This window comes from Variovorax xiamenensis, assembly GCF_050916385.1.
Lineage (GTDB): Bacteria > Pseudomonadota > Gammaproteobacteria > Burkholderiales > Burkholderiaceae_C > Variovorax.
On record NZ_CP139038.1, the window covers coordinates 1,758,359 to 1,782,602 of the forward strand.

Here is a 24,244-nt window from a genome sequence, read left to right on the forward strand (position 1 = left end):
GAGCGAAGCCACGCGGCGCGACGGGCGCAGCAAGAGAAACCGGACATGGTCAAGACCTTTCGGCAGGGAAGAGAAAGCCCGCTGCATGACGCAGAGGACAGCCCGACGCGCGAGGCGTCGTGTCTCAGATGGCGGAAGGTGGCGCGACGGTGGGCGGCAGGCGCCGCCAGGGTTGCGCTGGAGGTGGCGCACCGCCGTGCGGCGGCACGTGTTCGGGCGCTTCGCGCACGATGGGAATGGCGAGCCGTGCGACGGCCAGGGCCAGCGGCAGCAGCGCCAGCACCATCGCCAACAGCGTGCTCAGGGCGAGGTCGAAGGCATCGGGGTGGTCGATGCTCGCGGCAGCCTGGGCGAACAGCGTGGTCTCCCGGTCGGACGGATGGTCCGCGCGGTCGTCGGCCTCGAACTGGGTGGTGTCGCTGGCGCTGCGCACGCGCAGCATCGGCTCGTCTTCCAGCCCGTCGCAGCGGAAATGGGCCGCGATGAAGGGCTGCAGAAAAATCAGCAGGATGCCCGCGACACACCACGCCTTGTGGTGTGCTTCGACAAAACGACGGACGTGCGCGAGCAGCAGCATGCGCGAATGCTAGGAGGCTCGTGTGAACCGAACCTGATCGTGCGGGTCAGCATCCCGCAAGGTTGAAGATGACGCGCGTATGAAAGGGGCTTCCGGGGCTTGGCCTGCCCCGTGCTTCGTCACCCGCGCGATTCGCGGCGAGCGCGGCGGCGGCCCGGTGCGTGCCGCCTTCGGCCTTCGCCTACTGCGAGACCGGCTTCAGGTAGATCTCGACGCGGCGGTTCTGCGTGCGCCCGTCTTCGGTGGCGTTGCTCGCCACGGGCTGGGTCTGGCCTCGTCCCTCGGTCGTGAGGCGCGCGCTCTTCACGCCATGGTCGACCAGGTAGGCGCCCACGCTTTGCGCGCGGCGCTGCGACAGCGTCATGTTGTGCTCGGCATTGCCGGTGCTGTCCGTGTGGCCGACAACGCGCGCATTGATGTTGGACTCCTGCGCGATCGTCTGGGCCACGCCGTCGAGGACGTTGCGAAACGATGGCTTGATGGTGGCGCTGTCGGTGTCGAAGGTCACCTGGCTGGGGATGTTGAGCTTCAGCGAGCCGTCCGGCTGATCGACGATCTGCGTGCCGGTGTCCGCGGTCTGATTGCTGAGCTTGTTGCGGATGCTGGTCCAGTTGTAGCCGACGCCCGCGCCGACGGCGGCACCAACCGCCGCGCCGATGGCCGTGCTCTTCTTGTCGCGACCGATGAGGTTTCCTACACCCGCGCCGACTGCGGCGCCGGCACCGGTGCCTACGGCCGTATGGGTGGCTTGCTCGGATGCGCAGCCTGCGAGGAGTGCGGCCGCGGTGGCGAGAGAGATCAGTGTGATCTTCATGTTCTTCCCTTTTCGATGGTTCGGATCCGGATCGGCAACGCCTGCGATCTCTCGCACAGGCGCTCGATCCGAAGGGAACAACTCGTGCGCACGTGCTCGCGCCGACAGCGAAGACCTCGCAGAGGCCGCGGAGCCCATCTCTTCCTTGCATGCGTGAAATAGGTCTCGCACCGTACGGCTCGTCACATCTCGGGAGAGACATTCGTCAACTGCGTTGCCGCAGGGGCGTTGGTCGCAACATGCACGTGCTTTCGTGCGATTCACAAGGAGCGATCTTGAAGAAGACCCTTTTCCTGCTGGCGGCCAGTTCCGTCCTTGCCGTCTCTGCTTTTGCACAGCAGCCGTCCGCTCCCGCGACGACCAGCCCCGCGGCACCGGCTGCTGCTGCACCTGCTGCAGCCGCGCCTGCTCCGGCAGCGACCAAGCCCGCTGCTGCGCCTGCTGCCGCTGCACCCGCGCCGGCAGCGACCAAGCCAGCCGCCGCACCTGCCGCCGCCGCTCCCGCAGCGGTGCCCACAGCCGGCCAGGTGTGGGTCAACGGCAAGGTCTATCACTGCGCCAGCGACAAGTACTTCGGCAAGACCAAGCACGGCTCGTACATGTCCGAAGCCGATGCGAAGGCCAAGGGCGCGCACGTCGCCCACGGCAAGGCTTGCTGAGCATCAATGAAAAGCGCCCCTGACGGGGCGCTTCCTTTTTCCGCTGCGGTGCGAGGCTTCCCGCTCCCTTGAACAGGCGATAAGGCCCTAGAACACGAACGGAATGAAGCGCCGCGTGCCGCGCATGTATGCCCGGTAGTCGTCGCCGAAATGCGCGATGCATTCCTGCTCGTCGCGCAGCGCCGTCATGAGCAGCAGCACCGTGGCCGCGAGCACCAGTGCCAGCGTGAGCCAGCTGAACTGCTTGAGAAATGCACCCCAGGCCAGCAGCATCAGCGCCGTGTACATGGGGTGGCGGATGTAGCGGAAGGCGCCGCTGCTCACGATGGCCGATGTCTTCTCGAAGCCGTAGAGGGCCGGATCGTCGTTGCGCGCGTCGCTGGGCTTGCCTTGCGCCTTGAGCAGCCGCACCGCGTGGATCGGCAGCCAGATCGACAGCACGAAGAAGAGCGAGGAAATGATCTGCTTCGGCGAGAACGGGTCGTCATGCCACCAGGGCAGGTTCACCACGATCAGCACCAGCATGCATTCCCACGCGAAGAAGCGGTAGAAGCCATGCGAGCCCGGCTGGCTCAGGGGGCCGCGCGACACGTACACCAGCGCGGCCGAGCCGGCGACGAAAAGGAAGATCTGGATCCAGAAGAGCATGGCGGGCGAATTTACACGGCCCGCGGGCTTCAGCCGGAAATGGAAAACCCGCCGTCCACGGGAATTGCCGTGCCCGTCACGTAGTCCGAGGCGGCGCTGGCCAGGAACACGGCGGTGCCGGCGATGTCGGCCGGCTGGCCCCAGCGGCCGGCGGCGGCGCGGGCCGTGACGCGCTCGTACAGGCCGGGAACCTGGCTGCGCGCGCCGTCGGTCAGCTCGGTCTCGAACCAGCCCGGCAGGATCGCGTTGACCTGGATGTTGTCGGGCGCCCACGAGAGCGCCGTCGACTTGGTGAGCTGCACGATGCCCGCCTTGCTCGCGGCATAGGCCGGTGCGTAGGCGGCGCCGAAGATCGACATCATCGAGCCGATGTTGATGATCTTGCCGCCGCCCGCGGCCTTCAGGTGCGCGTGCGCGGCGCGGCTGCACAGGAAGGCGCTGGTGAGGTTGGTGTCCATCACCTTGTGCCATTCGTCCAGCGCGAGCTGGTCGACCGGCTTGCGCACCGTGGTACCGGCGTTGTTGACCAGGATGTCGAGCCGGCCGCAGCGCGCGGCCGCGTCGTCGAAGAGCTTCTTCACCGAGGCCTCGTCGCTCACGTCGACCTCCAGCGCGAAGCTGTCGCTGCCCAGCGCCTTCAATGCCTCGACCGCGGCAGCCGATTTCTGCGCGTTGCGCGCGGCCACGATGACGCGTGCGCCGGCCTTTGCAAGCCCTTGGGCCATGCCGAGGCCGATGCCTCCGTTGCCGCCCGTGACGAGCGCGACTTTGCCGGTGAGGTCGAACATGGATGGCGAGGAAGAGGGCATCAGGCGGTGGCCGAGGCTGCTGCAGCGGCTTCGGGCTTCTTGGAAACGAGGGTCAGGATATCGTAGCTGGCGACCAGCTCGCCGTCCTGGTTCGTCACTTCCACGTCCCATGCCACCACGCCCTGGCCCTGGCCGCTCGCGTCTTTCTTGTTGCGGTCGATCTTGCGCTTGCAGGTCAGGCGCGCCTGGATGGTGTCGCCGATGCCCACGGGCTTGGTGAAGCGCAGCGTGTCGAGGCCGTAGTTGGCCAGCACCGGGCCCGGCGAGGGCGACACGAACAGGCCCGCCGCCGCCGACAGCACGAAGTAGCCGTGAGCGATGCGCTTGCCGAAGGGCGACTCCTTGGCAGCCACTTCGTCGAAGTGCATGTAGAAGTAGTCGCCCGAGATGCCGCCGAAGGCCACGATGTCGGCCTCGCCGACCGTGCGGCGGTGCGTGAGCAGCGAGTCGCCGATGCACAGGTCCTCGAAGTAGCGGCGGAAGGGATGCACTTCGCTCTCGCGCACGGCCGCGCCGCGCACATGTTCGCCGGTGATGGCGGCCAGCATGGTGGGCGAGCCTTGCACGGCGGTGCGCTGCAGGTAGTGCTTCACCGCGCGCAGGCCGCCGAGCTCCTCGCCGCCTCCCGCGCGGCCGGGGCCGCCGTGCTTGAGCTGCGGCAGGGGCGAGCCGTGGCCGGTCGATTCGGCGGCGGCCTCGCGGTCGAGCACCAGCAGGCGGCCGTGCCATGCGGCGGCCACGGGAATCGCCTTGGCGGCTGTGGCCGGATCGCGCGTGACCAGCGTGCCGACCAGGCTGCCCCGGCCGCGCGCGGCCAGCGCCAGCGCCTCGTCGATGCCGTCGTAGGGCATCAGCGTGCTGACGGGGCCGAAGGCCTCCACGTCGTGCGCGGCGTCGTGCTCGAGCGGCTTGCGGCTCAGCAGCAGCGTGGGCGCGAAGAAAGCGCCTTCGCCCACGCCGTCGCCCACCGGCGAGAAGCCGTCGCGCTCGCCGTACACCAGCTCCGCGCCCTTGAGCAGCGTGGCGACGCGCTCGGCCACGTCGGCTTGCTGGTCGCGCGAGGCCAGCGCCCCCATGCGCACTTCCTCGCGCGAAGGGTCGCCCACCACGGTCTTGGCCAGCCGCGCGCGCAGGCGCTCGGCCACCGCGTCGAGGTGTTGTCGCGGCACGATGGCGCGGCGGATGGCCGTGCACTTCTGGCCGGCCTTGATGGTCATCTCGCGCGCCACTTCCTTCACGAAGAGATCGAACTCCTCGTCGTCAGGCGTCACGTCGGGCGCGAGGATCGCGCAGTTGAGCGAATCGGCCTCGGCGTTGAACGGGATCGACTGGCGCACGATGTTCGGATGCACGCGCAGCTTCGCGGCCGTGTCGGCCGAGCCGGTGAAGGTGACCACGTCGGGCCCTTCGAGCCGGTCGAGCAGGTCACCCGTGCTGCCGATGACCAGCTGCAGCGAGCCTTCGGGCAGGATGCCCGATTGCACGATGAGCCGAACCAGCGCTTCTGTCAGGTAGCTGGTGGCCGTGGCCGGCTTGCCGATGCAGGGCATGCCCGCGAGGAAGCTGGGCGCGAACTTCTCGAGCAGGCCCCACACCGGGAAGTTGAACGCGTCGATGTGCACCGCCACGCCGCCGCGCGGCACCAGGATGTGCGTGCCCGCGAAGCCGCCCTTCTTGCCGAGCGGGAAGGCCGGGCCTTCGTGCACCAGGTTGCCCGAGGGCAGTTCGTTGGTGCCGATGCCGGCGTAGGCACTCAGCGTGCCGGCGCCGCCTTCGATGTCGATCCAGCTGTCGGCGCGCGTTGCGCCCGTGTGGGCCGAGATGGCGTAGAGCGTTTCCTTGTTCGCGGCCAGGTACTTGGCCAGCGCCTTCAGGCGTTCGGCGCGCTGCTGGAAGTCGAGCTTCATGAGCGCCGGGATGCCGGTGCGGCGCGCATAGGCCAGCGCCTCGGCGAAGTCGATGGCCTCGGCGTGCGTAGCGGCCACGGGCTTGCCGTTGACGGCGCTGCGCAGCTGCTGCGCGGCCTGCTGGCCGATCCAGCGGCCGGCGATGTAGCTTTGGAGGGTGGTGGTCATGGTGCGAGTCCTTTGCGTGTTGCTCCTTCCCCCGTTGGGGGAAGGCTGGGATGGGGGCAGCCCCGTCCTCGAAGGCTGCGCGGCGGTGGAGGCCGCTGTGCCCCCACTCCTGCCCTCCCCAAGTGGGGGAGGGTGAAAGTCAAGTCACTCCTTCTTGCCGATGCCCAGGTAGGTATCGATGATCCGCTGGTCATGCAGCAGGTCGCGCGCCTTGCCTTCGAGCGCCACGGCGCCCATCTCGAGCACATAGGCACGGTCGGCCACCTGCAGCGCAGCGCGGGCGTTCTGTTCCACCAGCAGCACCGAGACGCCGTGGCTGCGCAGCTGCGACACCACGCGCAGCACCTCGCGCACCACCAGCGGGGCCAAGCCCAGTGAAGGTTCGTCGAGCATCAGCAGGCGCGGCCGGGCCATGAGTGCGCGGCCGATGGCCAGCATCTGGCGTTCGCCGCCGGAGAGCGTGGAGGCCATCTGCGCGCGGCGTTCCTGCAGGCGCGGGAAGATGGCGAAGATCTCGTCCATGCGCGCGTGCTGGTCGCGCTTGCCCTTGCGCCACTGGTAGAAGCCGCCGAGCAGCAGGTTGTCTTCGACCGACATCTCGCCGAACAGCTCGCGCCGTTCGGGCACCAGCGCGACGCCGCGCGCCACCATGGTCTCGACGCTGGGGCGCGCGACGCGCTCGCCGTCCAGCATCAGCTGGCCGGTGGATTGCAGCAGGCCCATGGCCGCGCACAGCAGCGTGGTCTTGCCGGCGCCGTTGGGGCCGATCACGGTGACGATCTCGCCTTCGTTCACCTGCAGGCGCACGCTGTGCACCGCTTCCACGGTGCGGTAGGCGACGCAGAAGTCTTCCAGTTGAAGAATGGGATGGCTCATCGTGCGTCTTCCAGCAGTTCGTCGTCGGCGCCACCGAGGTACGCCTCGAGCACGCGCGGGTTGGCCTGCACTTCGGCGGGCGTACCGGTGGCGATGACGGTGCCGAACTCCAGCACCGTGATGCGGTCGGCGAGGTTCATCACGAATTCCATGTCGTGCTCCACCACAAGAATGCCGAGACCCTCGGCGCGCAACTGGGCCAGCAGCTCGGAAAGAGCGCGCTTTTCCAGGTGGCGCAGGCCGGCGGCGGGCTCGTCGAGCAGCAGCACCGACGGTTGCCCGGCGAGCGCGCGGGCGATTTCCACCACGCGCTGCTGGCCGAGCGAGAGCGACGCGGCGGGCGTATCGGCATGCGCGCCGAGGCCGCAGCGTTCGATCTGCTTGCGGGCTTCGGCCATGAGCGCGGCCTCCTCGGCGCGATCGAGACGCAGCATGGCTGCCAGCCAGCCGCGCTTTGCGCGCAGATGGGCGCCGAGCGCGACGTTCTCCACCACGCTGCGCTGCCCGAGCAGGCGCACGTGCTGGAAGGTGCGGCCAAGGCCCAGCGAGGCAAAGGCGCGCGATGGCTTGCCCGACATGGCCTGGCCCACCAGACGCACCTCGCCGGTGGTCGGGTCGTCCACGCCCGAGATCATGTTGAAGAAGGTGCTCTTGCCGGCGCCGTTGGGGCCGATCAGCGCATGCACCTCGCCGGCCTTCAGCGTCATCGAGATGTCGTTGTTGGCCACCAGGCCGCCGAAGCGCTTGCTCACGCCGTCGGCCTGAAGCAGCAGCGTGCCGGCGGTCGGCACCGCGCGCTGCGCGAGTTGCACCGTGGTCGATGCGGCGGGGCCGGCACCGGCGGCGCGCGGCACTTCGCGCACCCAGCGGCGAGCGAGCCGTGCGATCGTGGGCCACAGGCCGTCGGCAAAACGCTGCAGCACGAACAACATGAGCAGGCCAAACACCACCACCTCGAAGTTGCCGCTGGTGCCCAGCAGCGCGGGCAGCACGTCCTGCAGTTTTTCCTTGAGCAGCGTGATCAGCGTGGCGCCGAGCACTGCACCCCAGAGGTGGCCTGCGCCGCCGACCACCGCCATGAACAGCATCTCGATGCCGATGTTGAGGTTGAAGGGCGTGGGGTTCACGAAGCGCTGCATGTGCGCATAGAGCCAGCCCGAGATGGCCGCGAGCAGGGCCGCCAGTACGAAGAGCTTGATGCGGTGGCGCGCGGTGTCCACGCCCATCGATTCGGCCATCAGCCGGCCGCCCTTGAGCGCGCGGATGGCGCGGCCTTCGCGCGAGTCGAGCAGGTTGTGCATGGCCCACAGCGCGAGCAGCAGCACGGCCCAGATCACCACGCCCAGCATGCGCGGCGTGGCGAAGGAAACACCTGCGACAACCAGCGGCGGAATGCCGGTGATTCCGGTCTGCCCGCCGAGGAACTCCATGTTGCCCAGCAGGAAGTACAGGCTCAGGCCCCAGGCGATGGTGCACAGCGGCAGGTAGTGGCCCGAGAGCTTGAGCGTGACCGCGCCGAGCGCCCAGGCCAGCGCGAAGGTCAGCACCAACCCCAGCAGCAGGCCCAGCCAGGGCACCAGCGCCGAGCCCGCGAGGCCGCCCAGCCAGCCGGCGGCCGTGGGCGAAGTGCAGATCCAGGCGGTGGCGTAGGCGCCCATGCCGACGAAGGCGGCCTGGCCGAAGGAGGTCATGCCGCCCACGCCGGTCAGCAGCACCAGGCCGACGGCCACCAGCGCGTACAGGCCGATGTTGCTGAGCACGCTGACTGTGAATTCGGGCAGCCAGCCCCAGGCCAGCGCGAGCGCGACGATGAAGACGAGGGTGAGCACGCGCGGCGTGACGAGCGGGCGGCCCTCGGGTGCCGCGTTGGCGGCGGTGGAAGCAGTTGCGGGTGAAGACGTGCTCATTCCTCGTCCTCCACGTGATGGCTGTTCAGCGAGCGCCACAGCAGCACAGGAATGATCAGGGTGAAGACCAGCACTTCCTTGTACGCGCTGGCCCAGAAGGAGGAGAAGGCCTCGAGCAGGCCGACCAGCAGCGCGCCCGCGAGCGCCAGCGGATAGCTCGCGAGCCCGCCGACGATGGCGGCCACGAAGCCCTTCAGGCCGATCAGGAAGCCGGTGTCGTAATAGACCGTGGTGATGGGAGCGATCAGCAGGCCCGAGATGGCGCCGATCACGGCGGCCAGCGCGAAGCTCAGGTCGCCCGAGAGTTCGGTGGGAATGCCCGACAGCCGCGCACCGACGCGGTTGATGGCGGTCGCGCGCAGGGCCTTGCCGATCATCGAGCGGCCGAAGAACCAGAACATCGCGATCACCAGCACCAGCGTGACGCCGACCACCACCAGCGACTGGCCGTTGACGGGAATGCCGCCGAGATCGAGGCGCAGCTCGGAGAACGCGCTGGTGCGCGAGCCCTCGGCGCCGAAGAAGAAGAGACCCAGGCCGACCAGAACGCCGTGAAGCGCCACCGAGACGATCAGCAGCATCAGCACGCTGGCATCGGCCAGCGGACGGTAGGCGACGCGGTAGAGCAGCGGGCCCAGCGGCGCGATCAGCACCAGCGTGGTGAGCGACTGCATCGCCAGCGACGTGGGCTTGAAGCCGAGCACCAGCACCGCGGCGATGGCCGGGAAGGCCACGCACCAGGTCAGCGCCGAGCGCCAGTCGACGGTGGCGCCGCGCTTCCAGCGCCAGGCTTCCACCACCAGCACGATCACAGCCAGCGCCAGCAGCAGCCACAGCGTGGAGGGCGCGCGGCCGCCCTGCAGCGCTGCCATCGACAGCGCGCCGAAGGCGACGAACTCGCCCTGCGGGATGAAGATCACGCGAGTGACCGAAAACACCAGCACCAGCGCGAGCGCCATCAGCCCGTAGACCGCGCCGTTCACGATGCCGTCCTGCCCGAGGAGCAGGGCGATCTGCAAATCCATACGACCAACTTTCGTTCAGAAAACCCCGGGGCGCGCAAAGCCGTGCCCCTTTTGCAGGAACACCGCGGAACCGGTCGCGCCGGGCCGCGGTGTCCGTCGTTCAAGCCCGTCCGATCAGGGCTGGTATTTCCAGGTGCCGTTCTCGATCTTGACCATCACGCGTGCGCGCTGGTCGAGGCCCAGGTGGTCGGCGGCGGTCATGTTGAATACGCCATGCGCGCCGGAGACTTCCTTGGTCTGCTCCAGGGCGTCGCGCAGCGCGGCGCGGAACTCGGGCGTGCCCGGTTGCGCCTTCTTCAGCGCGGCCGGCACGGCCGAGCTCATCAGCAGGCCGGCGTCCCAGGCGTGGGCGCCGAAGGTCGAGACCGAGCCCTTGCCGTAGGCGGCTTCGTATGCGGCCACGTAGGCGAGGGCGGACTTCTTCACCGGGTTGCTGGCAGGCAGCTGGTCGGCCACGAGCACGGGGCCGGCGGGCAGGAAGGTGCCTTCCACGTCCTTGCCGCCCACGCGCAGGAAGTCGGCGTTGGCCACGCCGTGGGTCTGGTACATCTTGCCGGTGTAGCCGCGTTCCTTCAGCGTCTTCTGCGGCAGCGCGGCCGGCGTGCCGGAGCCGGCGACCAGCACCGCGTCGGGCTTGGCGGCCATGATCTTCAGGGCCTGGCCGGTCACCGAGGTGTCGGTGCGGGCATAGCGCTCGTTGGCCACGACCTTGATCTTCTTCAGGTCGGCGGCCTTGGCGAACTCCTGCGACCAGCCTTCGCCATAAGCGTCGGAGAAGCCGATGAAGGCGACGGTCTTCACGCCGTTGGCGGCCATGTGCTCGGCGATGGCGAGCGACATCATGATGTCGTTCTGCGGCGTCTTGAACACCCACTTCTTCTTGGCGTCCATCGGCTCGATGATGCGGGCCGAGGCGGCCACCGAGATCATCGGCGTCTGCGCTTCGCTGGCCACGTCGATCATGGCGAGCGAGGCCGGCGTGGTGGTCGAGCCCAGGATCACGTCGACCTTGTTCTCGGCGATGAGCTTGCGCGTGTTGTTGACGGCCGCGGTGGTGTCGGAGGCGTCGTCCAGCACGATGTAGTTGATCTTCTGCCCGCCGATCGTCTTGGGCATCAGCGAGATGGTGTTCTTCTCGGGGATGCCCAGCGAGGCTGCCGGGCCCGTGGCCGAGATGGTCACACCGACGTTGACGTCGGCCCAGGCCGCGAGGGCCGAGGCGCAGAGGGCGGCGGTCAGCAGGGGCTTGAAGAATTTCATGGTTGGCTTGTCTCCGGTTGAAATGAAAAGTTGAGGCCTGAAGTATCTCAGCGCTCGTCGAACGACAGCGTGACTCGTTCGGTAAGGGGGTGCGCCTGGCAGGTCAATACGAAACCCGCGGCCACTTCATTCTTGTCGAGCGCGAAGTTTCTTTCCATGCGGACTTCCCCGTCCACGCACTTCGCGCGGCAGGTTCCGCACACGCCCGAGGTACACGAGAACGGCACTTCGAGACCGGCCGCCGATGCCGCGTCGAGGATGCTGGGCTGCCCTTCGGTGAAGGTGATGTCGCGTTGCAGGCCGTCGCGCACGATGGTGATGCGCGACTGCTTCGCGTCGCCCGGCTGGGCCTCGTGCACCACCGCGCCCACCTGCGTGGCCGAGGGCAGCGCGACGCCGAAGCGCTCGATGTGGATGCGGTCTTCCGGCACGCCCGCCGCCAGCAGCGCGGCCTCGGCCTCGTCGTTCATCTGGAAGGGGCCGCACACGTACACGTGGTCGATGTCCGCGGCGGGCACCACGCTCGCGAGGAACTCGCCGATCTTCTCGCGGTTCATCACGCCGAAGCCCAGGGGCGAATCGGTGTGCTCGTCGGAGAACACGTGCTGCAGCACGAGGCGCGTCATGTAGCGGTTCTTCAGGTCCTCGATCTCTTCCTTGAACATCGTGGACTGCAGCTGCCGGTTGCCGTAGATCAGCGTGAAGCGGCTTTGCGGCTCGCGCGCCAGCACCGTCTTCATGATCGACAGGATGGGCGTGATGCCGCTGCCGCCCGCGATGCCGACGTGGTGGCGCGCAGATGCCGGCTCGATGGGCACGAAGAAGCGGCCCTGCGGCGCCATCACCTGCAGGGTGTCGCCAGGCTTCAGGCTGGCGTTGATCCAGTTGGAGAACACGCCGCCGCGCACCTTGCGCACGCCGACGCGCAGCTCGCCGTCGTCGAGGCCGGCGCAGATCGAATAGGAGCGGCGCAGGTCCTGGCCGTCGATGTCGTGGCGCAGCGTGAGGTACTGGCCCTGCGTGAAGCCGAAGACCTGCTGCAGGTCGGCCGGCACCTCGAAGGAGACGATGACGGCCTCGTGCGTGTCGGGCTCGATGGCCTTCACGCGCAAGGGGTGGAAGAGGGTGCTCATGCCGGGAACTCCGGATTGCCAAGCGTTTTCCCGGGGTTGCCGTGGAACCGGCTTTGCCGGGCCACTGGCAACGCCCCCTTGAGGGGGGAGGAGAAGCGACACGAAGTGCGCGAAGCCTGGGGGTGTTTCTTCATATGGGCTTGAAATGTTCGAAGGGCTCGCGGCAGGCCATGCAGCGGTACAGGGCCTTGCAGGCGGTGGAGCCGAATGCGGAGAGGCGCTCGGTGCGCTCGCTCGCGCAGCGCGGGCACGCGATGCGTTCGCCGGCGATGCGGCCGAAGAGCTTGATCGGCATCGGTGTGTTGGCCGCGACTTCCGGCGTGAGGTGCGCGGGCGGCGCGATGCCGTAGGCCTTGAGCTTGGCTCTGCCTTCGTCGCTGATCCAGTCGCTGGTCCACGCGGGCGCGCGGCGCAGCGTGGCGCGTGCGCGGCCCAGGCCGGCCTGCTCGACGGCGGCCAGCACGTCGTGTTCGATGGCCTCGGTGGCGGGGCAGCCCGAGTAGGTCGGTGTGAGCACGATCTCCAGTCCGTCGTCATGCTCGATCACGTCGCGCACGATGCCGAGGTCGCAGACCGACACGGCCGGCACCTCGGGGTCGGGCACCGTGTTCAGCACGGCCCATGCCGCATCGACGCGCGAGGCCAGTGCGTTCATCACCACACGCCTCCGGGATAGGAGCGCTGCAGGTGCTGCATCTCCGCGAGGATGTAGCCCATGTGCTCGCTGTGCACGCCGTGCTTGCCGGTGCTGCGGAAGGCGGCTTCCTTCGGCATGGCGAGGCCGGCCGCCTCCAGCACCTGCTGCATCTCGGCGAGCCAGGGTTCGCGCAGTTCGCTCCACGCCGGGCCGAGGCCGCTGGCGCTGGCTGCGGCATCTACCTCGTCGCTGAAGAACAGTTCGGGCATGTAGAGCCACAGCTGCTTCAGCGCCTTTTCGGTGCGGCGGCGCGACTCGTCGGTGCCGTCGCCCAGGCGCACCACCCAGTCGCCCGAGTGCTGCTGGTGGTAGCGCGCTTCCTTCAGCGCCTTGCCGGCGATGGCCGCCACTTCGCTGTCGTTCGACGCCGCGAGGCGCTGCCACAGCAGCTTCAGCAGCGTCGACACCATCGTGTTGCGCACGACGGCGAAGGCGAAGTCGCCGCGCGGCAGCTCGGCGATGGTGAGGTTGAAGTAGTCGCGCTCATCGCGCAGGTAGGCGAGCTGGTCCTCGTCGTGCTCGCGGCCTTCGCCTTCGAGCTTGCCGGCGTGGGTGAGCAGCGCGCGGGCCTGGCCGACGAGGTCGAGCGCGATGTTGGCCATCGCGATGTCTTCCTCCAGCACGGGCGCGTGGCCGCACCATTCGCCCAGGCGCTGCGCGAGCACCAAGCAGGTGTCGCCGATGCGCAGCAGGTACTGCACGGCCGGCGTGCGGTTCAGTTCGATCGATGCTTGCATGACGTTCCGTCCGCTCACATGTGGTCGACCGACTTGGGCAGCGCGTAGAAGGTCGGGTGGCGGTACACCTTGTCTTCGGCCGGGTCGAAGAACATGTCCTTCTCGCCCGGATCGCTGGCCACGATCTGGTCGGAGCGCACCACCCAGATGCTGCTGCCTTCCTGGCGGCGGGTGTAGACGTCGCGCGCCATCTGGATGGCCATCTTCGGGTCGGCCGCGTGCAGGCTGCCGCAATGCTTGTGGTCGAGGCCGGCCTTGCTGCGCACGAACACCTCCCACAGAGGCCATTCCTGTTTCGTTTCGGTGCTCATGCTGCTTCCTTGATTGGTTGTTGCTTGTTGGCGTGGGCGAGTGCGGCTTCGCGCACCCATGCGCCGTCTTCCCAGGCGTCGACGCGGGCCTGCAGGCGTTCGCGGTTGCAAGGGCCGTCGCCGCCGATCACGCGCCAGAACTCGCTCCAGTCGATGGCGCCGAAGTCGTGCGCCTGGCGCTCTTCGTTCCACTTGAGGTCGGGGTCGGGCAGGGTCACGCCGAGGATGCGGGCCTGCTCCACGGTGGCGTCGACGAACTTCTGGCGCAGCTCGTCGTTGCTGAAGCGCTTGATGCCCCAGCGCATCGACTGCGCGCTGTTGGGCGACTGGTCGTCCGGTGGGCCGAACATCATGATCGAGGGCCACCACCAGCGGTTGACCGCGTCCTGCACCATCGCCTTCTGCGCGTCGGTGCCATGGGTCATCATGGTCAGCAGCGATTCGTAGCCCTGGCGCTGGTGGAAGCTCTCCTCGCGGCAGATGCGGATCATGGCGCGCGCATACGGCGCGTACGAGCAGCGGCAGATCGGCACCTGGTTCATGATGGCCGCGCCGTCCACCAGCCAGCCGATGGTGCCCATGTCTGCCCAGGTCAGCGTGGGGTAGTTGAAGATCGAGCTGTACTTGGCCTTGCCGCTGTGCAGCGCGTCGAACATCTGGTCGCGCGAGGTGCCCAGTGTTTCGGCGGCTGCATAAAGGTAGAGGCCGTGGCCGCCTTCGTCCTGCACCTTGGCCAGCAGGATGGCCTTGCGCTTGAGCGTGGGCGCGCGGCTGATCCAGTTGCCCTCGGGCAGCATGCCGACGATTTCCGAGTGCGCGTGCTGGCTGATCTGGCGCACCAGCGTCTTGCGGTAGTGCTCGGGCATCCAGTCTTTCGCCTCGATGAAGTCGCCGGCGTCGATGTGGGCGTCGAAGCGCTCTTCGAGCTGCATCTCCTCGGCGGAGCGGACGACTTTCTGCTTGCCGTCGCCCGCGTCCTTGCCCATGGTGTCCATTGCCTGGGTGTACATGTGCGTGTCCTTTCGGTGGATGTTGGAAGTGGCCTGGTCAGCGCGGGCGCGTGTCGATCACGCGGCGTGCCTTGCCGGTCTGGGTGCGTTCCATCTCGTCGGGCCCGTGGACCACCACGCGCGTCGAGATGCCGATGAGCGTCTTCACGCGGTGCTGCAGCCAGTCGCCGATGGCGGCGCGGTCGGCCGATGCGACGTCGGCGGGCTTGAGCTCGCAGTGGATCTCGACCTGGTCGAGCTTGTCGGCGCGGCTCACGTGCACCTGGTAGAGGCCCGAGAGCGCCTGGTGCGCGAGCACGATCTCCTCCACCTGCGTGGGGAAGACGTTGACGCCGCGGATGATCATCATGTCGTCGCTGCGCCCGACGATCTTGCCCATGCGGCGGAACGAGCGCGAGGTGGGCGGCAAGAGGCGCGTGAGGTCGCGCGTGCGGTAGCGCACGATCGGCATGGCCTCCTTGCTCAGCGATGTGAAGACGAGCTCGCCTTCCTCGCCGTCGGCCTTCAGCTCGCCGGTCTCGGGGTCGATGATCTCCGGGTAGAAGTGGTCTTCCCAGATGACGGGGCCGTCCTTGCTCTCGACGCATTCGCTGGCCACGCCGGGACCCATCACTTCGCTCAGGCCGTAGATGTCCACGGCGTCGATGCCGGCCCTGGCCTCGATGTCGCGGCGCATGGCTTCGGTCCACGGCTCGGCGCCGAAGATGCCGACCTTGAGCGAGCTGTCTTTCGCGTCGAGGCCCTGGCGCTCGAACTGCTCGATGATCACCTGCATGTAGCTGGGCGTGACCATGATGATGTTCGGCTTGAAGTCCTGGATGAGCTGCACCTGTTTCTCGGTCTGGCCGCCCGACATCGGGATGACGGTGCAGCCAGCGCGTTCGGCGCCGTAGTGCGCGCCCAGGCCGCCGGTGAAGAGGCCGTAGCCGTACGACACATGCACCATGTCGCCGGGACGGCCGCCCGCCGCGCGGATGGAGCGGGCGACGAGGTCGGCCCAGGTGTCGATGTCCTGCAGCGTGTAGCCCACCACGGTCGGCTTGCCGGTGGTGCCCGAGGAAGCGTGGATGCGCGCCACCTTCTCGCGCGGCACGGCGAACATGCCGAAGGGGTAGTTGTTGCGCAGGTCGCTCTTCACCGTGAACGGGAACTTCGACAGGTCGGCCAGCGACTTCAGATCGTCGGGGTGCACGCCCTTGGCATCGAAAGCCTTGCGGTAGTGGGGCACGTTCTCGTAGGCGCGCTGCAGCGTGGTGCGCAGGCGGGCGAGTTGCAGGGCCGCGATCTCGTCGCGGCTGGCGGTTTCGATGGGTTCGAGTTCGCCGGGGGCGGGGCGTTTGACTGTCATGGTGTGTTGTCTCCTCAGGCGGCTGCGGCGTTCGGAACGGCCGGGCGGCCCTTGGCCGTGTAGGAGCGGCCGCGGAAGATCGCGATGCGCTCGCCGCGCTGGTTGGTGATTTCGGTGTCGTACACGCCGGTGCGCCCGGCCTTCGACACCTCGTGGCAGCGCGCGGTGAGCACGTCGCCCTCGCGCGCCGGCGCGATGAAGTCGATGGCGAAGCCCGAGGCCACGGTCAGCTCGTCGTAGGAGTTGCAGGCGAAGGCGAAAGTCGAGTCGGCCAGCGTGGCCATGAAGCCGCCGTGGCAGATGGCGTGGCCGTTGAGCATGTCGGTGCGCACGCGCATCTCGATGGTGGCCTGGCCGGGGCCGACCTCCACGATGCGCATGCCCAGGCCCTTGCTGGCGTTGTCGTTGGCGAACATGCCGTCGCGGACGTACTCGGCCGTCTGCTGGGGCGTGCGGGAAGAAGAAGCGGTGTCGGGCATGGCTCAGCGGTCCTTGAAAACGGGGGCGCGCTTGGCGCGGAATGCCTCGACGCCTTCGCGGTAGTCGGCTGCGTTGCCCATGTCGCGCTGGATGCGGGCTTCCTCGGCGAGGGCTGCGTCCAGGTCCATGTCCTGCGCGGCGGCCATGGCCTCGCGGGTGGCGACGAGGGCGCGCGTGGGCATGCCGGCGAGCTTCGAGGCGAGGGCTGCGGTGGTTTCGGCGAGCGCTGCGTCGTCCACGCACTGCCAGATCAGGCCGATGCGCGCGGCTTCCTCGGCGGGCAGCTTGTCGCCGAGCATCGCGATGCCCAGCGCGCGCGCCGAACCCACGAGGCGCGGCAGCAGCCAGGTGCCGCCGGTGTCGGGCACGAGGCCGATCTTGGTGAAGGCCTGGATGAAGCTCGCCGAGCGGGCGGCCACCACGAGGTCGCAGCACAGCGCGAGATTGGCGCCGGCGCCCGCGGCCACGCCGTTGACGGCGGCGATCACCGGCACCGGCATCGAGCGCAGGCGCGCGACCAGCGGGGCGTACCAGGTGGAGATGACGTGGCCCAGGTCCTTGGGCGCGGCGCCGGGTGTCGGGTCGGGCGCGACCGACGGGTCGGCCAGGTCCTGGCCGGCGCAGAAGGCGCGGCCGGCACCGGTGAGCACCACGCAGCGCACGCTCGCATCGGCTGCCGCGGCTTCCAGCTCGGCCATCAGCGCTTCGTGCAATTGGGTCGTGAAGCTGTTGAGGGCCGCCGGCCTGTTGAGGCTCAGCGTGCGGACGGCGCCGGCGTTGCTGGTGAGTACCAAAGGCTCAGTCATCGAGTGTCTCTTTCATCCTTTGTGGGTACGGGCCGGTGTGCAAACACTATTGACCGACCGTTCGGTTGATTTTAGGATCGACCCAGACAACGACACAAGCGGGGTTGATTCAGGGCAAACCCTGATGCCCGCGACAAGTCGGTCAAACAAGGAGACAGAGCGAATGCCCAGCTATTCCATCGACGGCGTGATCCCGGTCGTCGACCCGAGCGCCTACGTGCATCCCAGCGCGGTGCTGATCGGCGACGTGATCGTCGGCCCGAACTGCTATGTGGGCCCCTGCGCCAGCCTGCGCGGCGACTTCGGCCGCATCGTGCTGGAAGAGGGCTCCAACGTGCAGGACCACTGCTGCATCCACGGCTTTCCCGACAACGACACGGTGGTGGAGGTCAACGGCCACATCGGCCATGGCGCGATCCTGCACAGCTGCATCGTGCGGCGCGACGCGCTGGTGGGCATGAACGCGGTGGTGATGGACGAGGCCGAGATCGGCGAGAAGGCCATCGTCGCGGCCTGCGCCTTCGTGCCGGCCGGCATGAAGGTGCCGGCGCGCTCGCTGGTGGCGGGAATTCCGGCGAAGGTGAAGCGCGAGCTGAGCGATGACGAGATCGCCTGGAAGCTAGAAGGCACGCAGACCTACCAGACACTCACGGTGCGCAGCCTCGCGAGCCTTCGCGAGGTGGAGCCGCTTTCCAGCGTGGAGAAGAACCGCCCGAGCCTGCCGGCCACCGAGGTGCGTTCGCTCATCGCCACCAAGCGGGGCTGACGACCGCCTTCGCGCTTCGTGCAAGATCGCCCGTTTCGTTTCCTTCAACCGAACAACAACCGAGGAACAGCAACCGATGCCGCGTGGAAGATCCGCCACCTACGAGGACCAGCGTGAATTCATCCTCGCGCAGGCCGCCCAGCTGTTCGCGCGCAGCGGCTATCCCGCCACCTCGATGAACCAGGTGGCCGAGGCCTGCGGCCTCTCGAAGGCCACGCTGTACCACTACTACAAGGACAAGAGCAGCCTGCTCATCAGCATCGCGGAGACGCACGTCTCCAAGCTCGCCGCGCTGGTGGCCGAGGAAGAGGCCTCGACGCACACCGACGAGGAGCGCCTGCGCCGCTTCATCTACCGCATCGTCGAGGAATACGCCGGCGCGCAGGACGCGCACCGCGTGCTGACGGACGACGTGCGCTTTCTCGAAGAGGCCGATCGCGAGCGCGTGCTCGACAAGGAACGCGAGGTGGTCGCGGGCTTCGCGCGCGCGGTGTCGGCGCTGCGCCCCGGCGCACCCAGCGACGACCTCGCCAAGCCGCTGACCATGCTGCTCTTCGGCATGATCAACTGGATGTTCACCTGGATGAAGCCCGACGGCCGGCTCGACCACGCGGCCATCGCGCCGATCGTGGCCGACCTGTTCCTGGGCGGGATCGGCGCGGTGAGGTCGCCCGAGGCGCCGGCGGCCGCCCAGCGGGGCGCTAGAGAATCCGGTTGAACCAGAGCAGCGAGAGCCCGGCCGACAGCAGCGTCAGCACCGCGGCGCCCAGCGCGAAGAGCGCGGAGATCTCGGTTTCCTTCTTCTCCACAGTGAGCTTGGAGCTCAGCGTCTCGTAGACCTTCTTCAGGTCGTTGGCAGTGCCTGCGTAGAAGTATTCGGCGTTGGTCTTGTTGGCGATGGCCTTGAGCGTGTCTTCGTCGAGCCGCACACGCATCGACCAGCCCTCGAAGCCGATGGTCTCGCCGTCGACCGTGCCCACGCCCACCGTGTAGATGCGCACGCCGCGGTCGGCCGCAGCCTTGGCCGCGTCCAGCGGGTCGACGCCGGTGGTGCGCTGGCCGTCGGTCAGCATGATGATCGCGGCCGAGGTGAACGAGCCCGGCGCTACCGGCGTGAATTCCTTGAGCTTCTTCTCGTTCTGGTCGATGGCCGCGCCGCGTTGGCGGCTGGGCGAACTGAACTGCTCGACGTCGATGCCCGCGTCGGGGAAGAGCGTGGCCAGCGACACCACGATGGCGTTGCCGGTGGCGGTGGCGCGCTGCAGCTGGAAGCTGTCGATCGCGGTCACCAGGTCTTCATGATTGGTGGTGGGCAACTGCGCCACCTGCGCACTGCCCGCGAAGGCGACGATGCCCACCTTCACGCTGCGCGGCAGGTCCTTGATGAAGCTCTTGGCCGCCTCCTGCGCCGCCACCAGCCGGTTGGGCTGCACGTCGGCCGCGCGCATGCTGCCCGAGACATCCATCGCCAGGATGATGGTCTGCTGGTTCGACGGCAGCACCACCACCGCCATCGGTCGCGCCGCCGCCACCAGCATCGCGGCCATGGCCAGCAGGAAGAGCAGGGGCGGCAGGTGCCGTCGCACACTTTGCCCGGCGCCCATGGCCTCGCGCACGATCGACAGGCTGGCGTAGCGCACCGCCAGCTTCTTCTTGCGCCGCAGCAGCCACACATAAAGCAGGATCAGCAGCGGCAGCGCCGCCAGCAGCCAGAGGAATTGGGGCCAGAGAAAGTTCATGCTGCCACCGCCTTCAGGCCAGCCTGACCGATGCGCGCGCGGCGCTTGCGCATATCGGCGAAACGGACGATGGCTTCCACCAGGTCGTCATTGGTCGAGAGTTCGAGCGCATCGACGCCGGCCCGCGCCAGCGTCTCGCGCAATGTGGTTTCGCGCTCGGCCGCCAGCCGGGCGAAGCGCTTGCGAAAGCCTGCGTCATGGGTGTCGACCCACAGCTGCTCGCCGGTCTCGGCGTCGCGCAGCGGCACCAGGCCGAGGTCGGGCAGCTCGAGTTCGAGCGGATCGAAGAGGCGCACCGCCACCACCTCATGGCGCTGCACCAGTTGGCCCAGCGGGCGTTCCCAGCCGGGCTCGCTCAGGAAGTCGGACACCACGAACACCGTGGAGCGCCGGGGCATCAGCGTGGCGGCCGACTTGAGCAGGTCGGCCAGCCGCGTCATGCCTTTCTGCGATGGCTCCGCTTCGGCCTTGCCGGCGCGCTTTTCCATCGCATGCAGCAGATGCAGCACGTGGCGCCGCCCGCTGCGAGGCGGAATCACCGCCTCGAGATCACTGCCGTAGACCAGTGCGCCCACCCGGTTGCCGTGCCGCGTGAGCAGTCGCGCCAGCACGCCGACGAAGCCCGCCGAGATCTCGCGCTTGGCCTTCAGGCCCGAGCCGAAGTCGACCGAACGGCTCAGGTCGAGCACGAACCATGCGGCCATCTCGCGGTCTTCGGTGAACACGCGTACGTGCGGCGTCTGCAGCCGCGCGGTGACGTTCCAGTCGATGTGGCGCACGTCGTCGTGGTGCTGGTATTCGCGCAGGTCGGCCAGGTCGAGCCCGGCGCCGCGCATCAGCGTGCGGTAGTCGCCCTGCAGCAGGCCGTCGAGGCGGCGGATCACGGTCCACTCGAGCCGGCGCAGCGCGCGCTCTGCCCCGCCGGCTTCGATGGCGAGCCGGTCGTCGTTCGCGGCCGCGGGGGCCTTACGCCACCAGCTTTTCATGTTCCAGAGGCTTCGGAGGAGCGGGGACTGCACGCATGATCTTCTCGACCAGGCTGTCCGGCGTCAGGCCCTCGGACAAGCCTTCGTAGGAAAGCGTCACGCGATGGCGCAGCACGTCGGGCACCAGCGCGGTCATGTCTTCGGGCAGCGCGTAGCTGCGGCCGCGCAGCAAGGCGAGGGCGCGCGCGCCCTCGGTCAGGCTGATGCTGGCGCGCGGGCTGGCGCCGAAGGTGATGAAGCGGCGCAGGTCCTTCAGCCCGTGCTTCTCGGGCGTGCGCGTGGCCGACACCAGCTTCACCGCGTATTGGATCAGCGAAGGGTCGACGTACACGCGCCGCGCCTCGGCCTGCAGCGCGGCGAGCTGTTCGGTGGTGGCGACTGGCGTGGCGTTGACCGCCGGGCCGATCACGCGCTGGACGATGACGAACTCTTCCTCGTCGCTCGGGTAGTCGACCAGCACCTTCATCATGAAGCGGTCGACCTGCGCCTCGGGCAGCGGATAGGTGCCCTCGGTCTCGATGGGGTTCTGCGTGGCCATCACGAGGAAGGGGCGAGGCACCTTGTGCGTCTCGCCGGCAATGGTGACCTGGCGTTCCTGCATCACCTCGAGCAGTGCGCTCTGCACCTTGGCCGGCGCGCGGTTGATTTCGTCGGCCAGCAGCAGGTTGGCGAACACCGGGCCCAGCGAGGTGCTGAAGTCGCCCGTCTTCTGGTTGTAGATGCGCGTGCCCACCAGGTCGGCGGGCACCAGGTCGGGCGTGAACTGGATGCGCTTGAACTGGCCGCGCACGGTGTCGGCCAGCGTCTTCACGGTGAGCGTCTTCGCCAGCCCCGGCACGCCTTCGACCAGCAGGTGCCCGCCCGCGAGCATGGCGACCATCACGCGCTCCAGGAAGCGGTCCTGGCCCACGACCACGCGCTTCACCTCGTAGAGGATCTGCTCCATCAGTTCGGCGGTACCGGCTGGCGTGGGGTTGACGGTCTCTGTGCTCATGCGAAGGACTTTCGAAGAAGGATCGATCAGAACGGTGGCGAGCCCGCGGCGGACGCGGCGTTCTCGATGGGCACCGCGAAGCCGATGCCGATGAAGGTGCGCTGCTGCGTCGGGTTGAGGATGGCGGTGACGATGCCCAGCACCTCGCCGTCCATGTTGATCAGCGGTCCGCCCGAATTGCCGGGATTGGCGGCCGCGTCGAACTGAATGAGATTGCCCAGTTCCTGCTTGCCCTCGGGCGAGCGGAAGGAGCGCTTCAGGCCCGACACCACGCCGGCCGAAACCGAAGGCCCGATGCCGAACGGAAAGCCCACGGCTGCCACCTGGTCGCCGGGGCGCAGGTCGGCGGTGGAGCGCATGGTGGCGGGAATCAGGTCATCGGGAATCTTCTGCGCCTGCAGCACCGCGAGGTCGTTCTCGGGCTGCACGCCTGTGATGGTGGCCGGAGCTTCCAGGCCGTCGTAGAAGGTGACCTTGATCTTGTCGGCGCCGGCGACCACGTGCAGGTTGGTGAGGATCACGCCCTTGTCGACGATCACCACGCCCGTGCCCACGCCGCGCTCGAACTCGCCCGGGGCAGCGCCGTCGTTGGGCGCCTCGGGCGGCTTGCCCTTGGCCATGTTGCGGCCGCGCTTCTGGGTCTTGGCCTCGGGCGTGTTCTTCTCCTCGCCGTAGCTCACCACGCGCACGACCGAGGGCCGGATGATGTCGGCGGCCTTGGCCGCGGGCGAGGGGAGGGTGTTGGTCTGCAGCGTGCGAAGCACGGCCGCGTCGATGTCCTTCTGCGTGAGGGCCTTGGTGCCAGGGCGGGGCATCCAGAGCGCGGCGCCCGTGACCATCGCGGCCGACAGCAGGATGAGCAGCGCGAAGCTGCGGCGGCCGGGCTGCCAGCCCGTTTTTCTTGCGGGGACTGCCGGCGGCGCGATGTTCGCATCCGCGGCGTCGGGAGATGCCGTGGCATCCGCCCGCTCGGCCGCCTCGTCCGCGGCCGACGGCAGCGCGCGGGGCGAACGGCTGTAGAAAGCTGGCCTGCGCATCGGAGTACCTCCGGCTAAAAGATCGGAAATCGCGTGTACAGGAGTTCACAGTAGCACGCTTTCCGCGCCGGCGCATCCCATCGGGCATCATCGCGCGATGGCTACCTTCGTCGATACCCACTGTCATCTCGATGCGCCCGAATTCGGTGCGGAGATGCCGGTCCTGCGAGCCCGCGCCGCCGAGCGGGGGGTGGCGATGTGCGTGATCCCGGCGGTGGCCGCCTTCAACTTCGCCACCGTGCGCGAGCTGGCCCATGCGCAGGGCGATGCCTACGCGCTGGGAATCCATCCGCTGTGTACCGGCGAGGCGAAGGACGAGGACCTCGAGGCCCTCGACGCAGAGCTGGCCGCGCGGCGCGACGACCCGAGGCTGGTGGCGGTAGGCGAGATCGGCCTGGACTACTTCGTCGAGGGGCTCGACGGCGAAAAGCAGGAGCGTTTTTTTCACACTCAGTTGCAACTGGCACGCAAGCACGGGTTACCCGTGCTCATCCACGTGCGGCGTTCGGTGGACAAGGTGCTCAAGCATCTGCGGCAGACGGCGGGCGGCCGGCCATGGCATGGCATCGCCCATGCCTTCAACGGCAGCGAGCAGCAGGCCGGCGCATGCATCGAGCTCGGGCTCAAGCTCGGCTTCGGCGGGGCCGTGACCTTCGAGCGCGCCCTGCAGCTTCGGCGCCTGGCCTCCACGCTGCCGATGGAGTCGATCGTGATGGAGACCGACGCGCCCGACATCCAGCCGCACTGGATCTACCGCACGCAGGCCCAGCGCGATGCGGGCGAGCCGCAGGGGCGCAACGAGCCGGCCGAGCTGCCGCGCATCGCCGGAGTGGTGGCGCAGCTGCGGGGCATCGGCATCGATGTGCTGGCCGAAGCGACCACTCGCAATGCGGTTGCGGCGCTTCCGAAGCTCCAAAGTCTGCTGTCCGCGTCGGATGGACGGAAGCCCCTCGCGTAGGCCGATTTCCCGAGTTGCGTCCGGGCGTGCCATCGGGCCTTTTTTGCTGTCATCCTTGAAGTTCGAAGTGGCGTTGGTTGTGCAGTGGCACATCCGTCACTCCCATACTTCACTCAAAAAAGGAGTCTTTCCATGACCAAGTCCTTTGTTCGTACCGTTCCCGTCGTTGTCGCCTTGGCGCTGGCATCCATCGGCATGTCGGCCGTCGCGCAGACAGCGGCCACCACCGAGCCATCCACCACCGAGAAGGTGAAGGAAGCCGGCAAGGACGCCGTGAACGCCACCGAGCGTGGAGCGGAGAAGGCCTGGGACGCTACCAAGAGCACCACCAAGAAGGCCGCGAACGCGACCGAGCGTGGCACCAAGAAGGCCTGGAACGCGACCAAGCGCACCACCAAGAAGGCGACCAACGCCACCAAGAACGCAGCCGCGAAGACCGGCGACGCCGTAGAGAACGCCGGCCACAAGACGGCCGACGGCATGCGCAGCACCGGCAAGGCCATCGGCGAGAAGATCCCCGGCACCGCCGAGAACGAAGCCGCCAAGAAGTAAGAGCAAGCAGCCAATCGGCAGCCGGCCGGTCCGGCATCCC

At 68.2% G+C, this 24,244-nt stretch carries 26 protein-coding genes; 5 read left to right on the plus strand and 21 right to left on the minus strand.

Going from position 1 to position 24,244, the window contains the following annotated elements; all coding sequences use genetic code 11:
- Positions 1-124: 124 nt before the first annotated feature.
- Both SFB74_RS07570 and SFB74_RS07575 read right to left on the minus strand, forming a co-directional pair.
- Positions 125-577 (minus strand): hypothetical protein, encoded by a 453-nt coding sequence (locus tag SFB74_RS07570; protein WP_432730157.1) that lies wholly within the window; start codon positions 575-577, stop codon positions 125-127.
- Positions 578-758: 181 nt separating this feature from the next.
- The gene (locus SFB74_RS07575) at positions 759-1,391 is read right to left on the minus strand and encodes an OmpA family protein (protein ID WP_432730158.1); all 633 of its coding nucleotides are present in this window, start codon (positions 1,389-1,391) and stop codon (positions 759-761) included.
- 275 nt (positions 1,392-1,666) lie between these two features.
- Here SFB74_RS07575 and SFB74_RS07580 point away from each other — a divergent pair, with 275 nt between their 5' ends.
- A complete protein-coding gene (locus SFB74_RS07580) occupies positions 1,667-2,050 on the plus strand; it encodes a DUF3761 domain-containing protein (protein WP_432730159.1) in 384 nt (127 codons plus the stop codon).
- 87 nt (positions 2,051-2,137) lie between these two features.
- Here SFB74_RS07580 and SFB74_RS07585 read toward each other — a convergent pair whose 3' ends face one another.
- The 15 genes from SFB74_RS07585 to SFB74_RS07655 all read right to left on the minus strand — a co-directional run bounded on the left by SFB74_RS07585 (position 2,138) and on the right by SFB74_RS07655 (position 17,172).
- The gene (locus SFB74_RS07585) at positions 2,138-2,698 is read right to left on the minus strand and encodes a methyltransferase family protein (protein ID WP_432730160.1); all 561 of its coding nucleotides are present in this window, start codon (positions 2,696-2,698) and stop codon (positions 2,138-2,140) included.
- Positions 2,699-2,727: 29 nt separating this feature from the next.
- Positions 2,728-3,486 carry an SDR family NAD(P)-dependent oxidoreductase gene (locus tag SFB74_RS07590; RefSeq protein ID WP_432730161.1) on the minus strand — a complete coding sequence of 253 codons (759 nt, stop codon included), beginning with the start codon at positions 3,484-3,486 and terminating at the stop codon, positions 2,728-2,730.
- A gap of 20 nt (positions 3,487-3,506) precedes the next feature.
- Positions 3,507-5,582 carry a phenylacetic acid degradation bifunctional protein PaaZ gene (gene paaZ / locus SFB74_RS07595; RefSeq protein WP_432730163.1) on the minus strand — a complete coding sequence of 692 codons (2,076 nt, stop codon included), beginning with the start codon at positions 5,580-5,582 and terminating at the stop codon, positions 3,507-3,509.
- Positions 5,583-5,726: 144 nt separating this feature from the next.
- A complete protein-coding gene (locus SFB74_RS07600) occupies positions 5,727-6,458 on the minus strand; it encodes an ABC transporter ATP-binding protein (protein ID WP_432730164.1) in 732 nt (243 codons plus the stop codon).
- On the minus strand, positions 6,455-8,365 hold the full coding sequence (locus SFB74_RS07605; RefSeq protein ID WP_432730165.1) for a branched-chain amino acid ABC transporter ATP-binding protein/permease: 1,911 nt from the start codon (positions 8,363-8,365) through the stop codon (positions 6,455-6,457). The genes SFB74_RS07600 and SFB74_RS07605 overlap by 4 nt, the downstream gene beginning before the upstream one ends.
- On the minus strand, positions 8,362-9,390 hold the full coding sequence (locus tag SFB74_RS07610) for a branched-chain amino acid ABC transporter permease (RefSeq protein WP_432730167.1): 1,029 nt from the start codon (positions 9,388-9,390) through the stop codon (positions 8,362-8,364). The genes SFB74_RS07605 and SFB74_RS07610 overlap by 4 nt, the downstream gene beginning before the upstream one ends.
- A gap of 114 nt (positions 9,391-9,504) precedes the next feature.
- Positions 9,505-10,650, minus strand: a complete 1,146-nt coding sequence (locus SFB74_RS07615) for an ABC transporter substrate-binding protein (RefSeq protein WP_432730168.1) — start codon at positions 10,648-10,650, stop codon at positions 9,505-9,507.
- Positions 10,651-10,697: 47 nt separating this feature from the next.
- Complete coding sequence (gene paaE / locus SFB74_RS07620; RefSeq protein WP_432730169.1) at positions 10,698-11,783, minus strand: 1,2-phenylacetyl-CoA epoxidase subunit PaaE; 1,086 nt, start codon at positions 11,781-11,783, stop codon at positions 10,698-10,700.
- A 130-nt stretch (positions 11,784-11,913) separates the two neighbouring features.
- Entirely contained in the window at positions 11,914-12,438 is a 525-nt protein-coding gene (gene paaD, locus SFB74_RS07625; protein ID WP_093196216.1) for a 1,2-phenylacetyl-CoA epoxidase subunit PaaD, read from the minus strand.
- Positions 12,438-13,217 carry a 1,2-phenylacetyl-CoA epoxidase subunit PaaC gene (paaC, locus tag SFB74_RS07630; protein ID WP_432730170.1) on the minus strand — a complete coding sequence of 260 codons (780 nt, stop codon included), beginning with the start codon at positions 13,215-13,217 and terminating at the stop codon, positions 12,438-12,440. The genes paaD and paaC overlap by 1 nt, the downstream gene beginning before the upstream one ends.
- Positions 13,218-13,231: 14 nt before the next feature.
- Positions 13,232-13,528: a 1,2-phenylacetyl-CoA epoxidase subunit PaaB gene (paaB, locus tag SFB74_RS07635; RefSeq protein WP_093196214.1), complete on the minus strand. Its 297-nt coding sequence runs from the start codon at positions 13,526-13,528 to the stop codon at positions 13,232-13,234.
- Positions 13,525-14,538: a 1,2-phenylacetyl-CoA epoxidase subunit PaaA gene (paaA, locus tag SFB74_RS07640; RefSeq protein ID WP_432730172.1), complete on the minus strand. Its 1,014-nt coding sequence runs from the start codon at positions 14,536-14,538 to the stop codon at positions 13,525-13,527. Before paaA ends, paaB begins: the two co-directional genes overlap by 4 nt.
- A 37-nt stretch (positions 14,539-14,575) precedes the next feature.
- Positions 14,576-15,886 (minus strand): phenylacetate--CoA ligase PaaK, encoded by a 1,311-nt coding sequence (gene paaK, locus SFB74_RS07645; protein ID WP_432730173.1) that lies wholly within the window; start codon positions 15,884-15,886, stop codon positions 14,576-14,578.
- Positions 15,887-15,900: 14 nt separating this feature from the next.
- Positions 15,901-16,365: a hydroxyphenylacetyl-CoA thioesterase PaaI gene (gene paaI / locus SFB74_RS07650; RefSeq protein ID WP_432730174.1), complete on the minus strand. Its 465-nt coding sequence runs from the start codon at positions 16,363-16,365 to the stop codon at positions 15,901-15,903.
- A 3-nt stretch (positions 16,366-16,368) separates the two neighbouring features.
- Positions 16,369-17,172, minus strand: a complete 804-nt coding sequence (locus SFB74_RS07655; RefSeq protein ID WP_432730175.1) for an enoyl-CoA hydratase-related protein — start codon at positions 17,170-17,172, stop codon at positions 16,369-16,371.
- Between the two features lie 163 nt (positions 17,173-17,335).
- Here SFB74_RS07655 and SFB74_RS07660 point away from each other — a divergent pair, with 163 nt between their 5' ends.
- Both SFB74_RS07660 and SFB74_RS07665 read left to right on the plus strand, forming a co-directional pair.
- Entirely contained in the window at positions 17,336-17,938 is a 603-nt protein-coding gene (locus SFB74_RS07660; protein ID WP_432730176.1) for a phenylacetic acid degradation protein PaaY, read from the plus strand.
- A gap of 76 nt (positions 17,939-18,014) precedes the next feature.
- Complete coding sequence (locus SFB74_RS07665) at positions 18,015-18,656, plus strand: TetR/AcrR family transcriptional regulator (protein WP_432730177.1); 642 nt, start codon at positions 18,015-18,017, stop codon at positions 18,654-18,656.
- Here SFB74_RS07665 and SFB74_RS07670 read toward each other — a convergent pair.
- From SFB74_RS07670 to SFB74_RS07685, 4 genes are read right to left on the minus strand one after another with little or no spacing between them, the layout of a single operon-like run.
- Positions 18,640-19,677 carry a VWA domain-containing protein gene (locus SFB74_RS07670; RefSeq protein ID WP_432730179.1) on the minus strand — a complete coding sequence of 346 codons (1,038 nt, stop codon included), beginning with the start codon at positions 19,675-19,677 and terminating at the stop codon, positions 18,640-18,642. The two genes, SFB74_RS07665 and SFB74_RS07670, sit on opposite strands and share 17 nt — an antisense overlap.
- Positions 19,674-20,663: a DUF58 domain-containing protein gene (locus SFB74_RS07675; RefSeq protein ID WP_432730180.1), complete on the minus strand. Its 990-nt coding sequence runs from the start codon at positions 20,661-20,663 to the stop codon at positions 19,674-19,676. Before SFB74_RS07675 ends, SFB74_RS07670 begins: the two co-directional genes overlap by 4 nt.
- A complete protein-coding gene (locus tag SFB74_RS07680; protein ID WP_432730181.1) occupies positions 20,644-21,657 on the minus strand; it encodes an AAA family ATPase in 1,014 nt (337 codons plus the stop codon). The genes SFB74_RS07675 and SFB74_RS07680 overlap by 20 nt, the downstream gene beginning before the upstream one ends.
- A 26-nt stretch (positions 21,658-21,683) precedes the next feature.
- Positions 21,684-22,694 (minus strand): S1C family serine protease, encoded by a 1,011-nt coding sequence (locus tag SFB74_RS07685; RefSeq protein ID WP_432730182.1) that lies wholly within the window; start codon positions 22,692-22,694, stop codon positions 21,684-21,686.
- Between the two features lie 97 nt (positions 22,695-22,791).
- Between SFB74_RS07685 and SFB74_RS07690 the strand changes: the two genes are divergently transcribed.
- Positions 22,792-23,652 (plus strand): TatD family hydrolase, encoded by an 861-nt coding sequence (locus SFB74_RS07690; RefSeq protein WP_432730183.1) that lies wholly within the window; start codon positions 22,792-22,794, stop codon positions 23,650-23,652.
- A gap of 132 nt (positions 23,653-23,784) precedes the next feature.
- Positions 23,785-24,204 (plus strand): hypothetical protein, encoded by a 420-nt coding sequence (locus SFB74_RS07695; protein ID WP_432730184.1) that lies wholly within the window; start codon positions 23,785-23,787, stop codon positions 24,202-24,204.
- Positions 24,205-24,244: the final 40 nt, after the last annotated feature.

Excerpts from the sequence above, each read along its gene's own strand:
- SFB74_RS07600 (WP_432730164.1), bottom strand. The coding sequence starts at position 6,458 with ATGAGCCATCCCATTCTTCAACTGGAAGACTTCTGCGTCGCCTACCGC.
- paaI (WP_432730174.1), bottom strand. The coding sequence starts at position 16,365 with ATGCCCGACACCGCTTCTTCTTCCCGCACGCCCCAGCAGACGGCCGAG.
- SFB74_RS07570 (WP_432730157.1), bottom strand. The coding sequence starts at position 577 with ATGCTGCTGCTCGCGCACGTCCGTCGTTTTGTCGAAGCACACCACAAG.
- SFB74_RS07670 (WP_432730179.1), bottom strand. The coding sequence starts at position 19,677 with ATGAACTTTCTCTGGCCCCAATTCCTCTGGCTGCTGGCGGCGCTGCCG.
- SFB74_RS07655 (WP_432730175.1), bottom strand. The coding sequence starts at position 17,172 with ATGACTGAGCCTTTGGTACTCACCAGCAACGCCGGCGCCGTCCGCACG.
- paaD (WP_093196216.1), bottom strand. The coding sequence starts at position 12,438 with ATGAACGCACTGGCCTCGCGCGTCGATGCGGCATGGGCCGTGCTGAAC.
- paaZ (WP_432730163.1), bottom strand. The coding sequence starts at position 5,582 with ATGACCACCACCCTCCAAAGCTACATCGCCGGCCGCTGGATCGGCCAG.
- SFB74_RS07685 (WP_432730182.1), bottom strand. The coding sequence starts at position 22,694 with ATGCGCAGGCCAGCTTTCTACAGCCGTTCGCCCCGCGCGCTGCCGTCG.
- SFB74_RS07575 (WP_432730158.1), bottom strand. The coding sequence starts at position 1,391 with ATGAAGATCACACTGATCTCTCTCGCCACCGCGGCCGCACTCCTCGCA.
- SFB74_RS07675 (WP_432730180.1), bottom strand. The coding sequence starts at position 20,663 with ATGAAAAGCTGGTGGCGTAAGGCCCCCGCGGCCGCGAACGACGACCGG.
- paaK (WP_432730173.1), bottom strand. The coding sequence starts at position 15,886 with ATGACAGTCAAACGCCCCGCCCCCGGCGAACTCGAACCCATCGAAACC.
- SFB74_RS07695 (WP_432730184.1), top strand. The coding sequence starts at position 23,785 with ATGACCAAGTCCTTTGTTCGTACCGTTCCCGTCGTTGTCGCCTTGGCG.
- paaA (WP_432730172.1), bottom strand. The coding sequence starts at position 14,538 with ATGTACACCCAGGCAATGGACACCATGGGCAAGGACGCGGGCGACGGC.
- SFB74_RS07615 (WP_432730168.1), bottom strand. The coding sequence starts at position 10,650 with ATGAAATTCTTCAAGCCCCTGCTGACCGCCGCCCTCTGCGCCTCGGCC.
- SFB74_RS07690 (WP_432730183.1), top strand. The coding sequence starts at position 22,792 with ATGGCTACCTTCGTCGATACCCACTGTCATCTCGATGCGCCCGAATTC.
- SFB74_RS07610 (WP_432730167.1), bottom strand. The coding sequence starts at position 9,390 with ATGGATTTGCAGATCGCCCTGCTCCTCGGGCAGGACGGCATCGTGAAC.
- SFB74_RS07660 (WP_432730176.1), top strand. The coding sequence starts at position 17,336 with ATGCCCAGCTATTCCATCGACGGCGTGATCCCGGTCGTCGACCCGAGC.
- SFB74_RS07585 (WP_432730160.1), bottom strand. The coding sequence starts at position 2,698 with ATGCTCTTCTGGATCCAGATCTTCCTTTTCGTCGCCGGCTCGGCCGCG.
- SFB74_RS07605 (WP_432730165.1), bottom strand. The coding sequence starts at position 8,365 with ATGAGCACGTCTTCACCCGCAACTGCTTCCACCGCCGCCAACGCGGCA.
- paaC (WP_432730170.1), bottom strand. The coding sequence starts at position 13,217 with ATGCAAGCATCGATCGAACTGAACCGCACGCCGGCCGTGCAGTACCTG.
- SFB74_RS07680 (WP_432730181.1), bottom strand. The coding sequence starts at position 21,657 with ATGAGCACAGAGACCGTCAACCCCACGCCAGCCGGTACCGCCGAACTG.
- SFB74_RS07590 (WP_432730161.1), bottom strand. The coding sequence starts at position 3,486 with ATGTTCGACCTCACCGGCAAAGTCGCGCTCGTCACGGGCGGCAACGGA.
- SFB74_RS07665 (WP_432730177.1), top strand. The coding sequence starts at position 18,015 with ATGCCGCGTGGAAGATCCGCCACCTACGAGGACCAGCGTGAATTCATC.
- paaB (WP_093196214.1), bottom strand. The coding sequence starts at position 13,528 with ATGAGCACCGAAACGAAACAGGAATGGCCTCTGTGGGAGGTGTTCGTG.
- paaE (WP_432730169.1), bottom strand. The coding sequence starts at position 11,783 with ATGAGCACCCTCTTCCACCCCTTGCGCGTGAAGGCCATCGAGCCCGAC.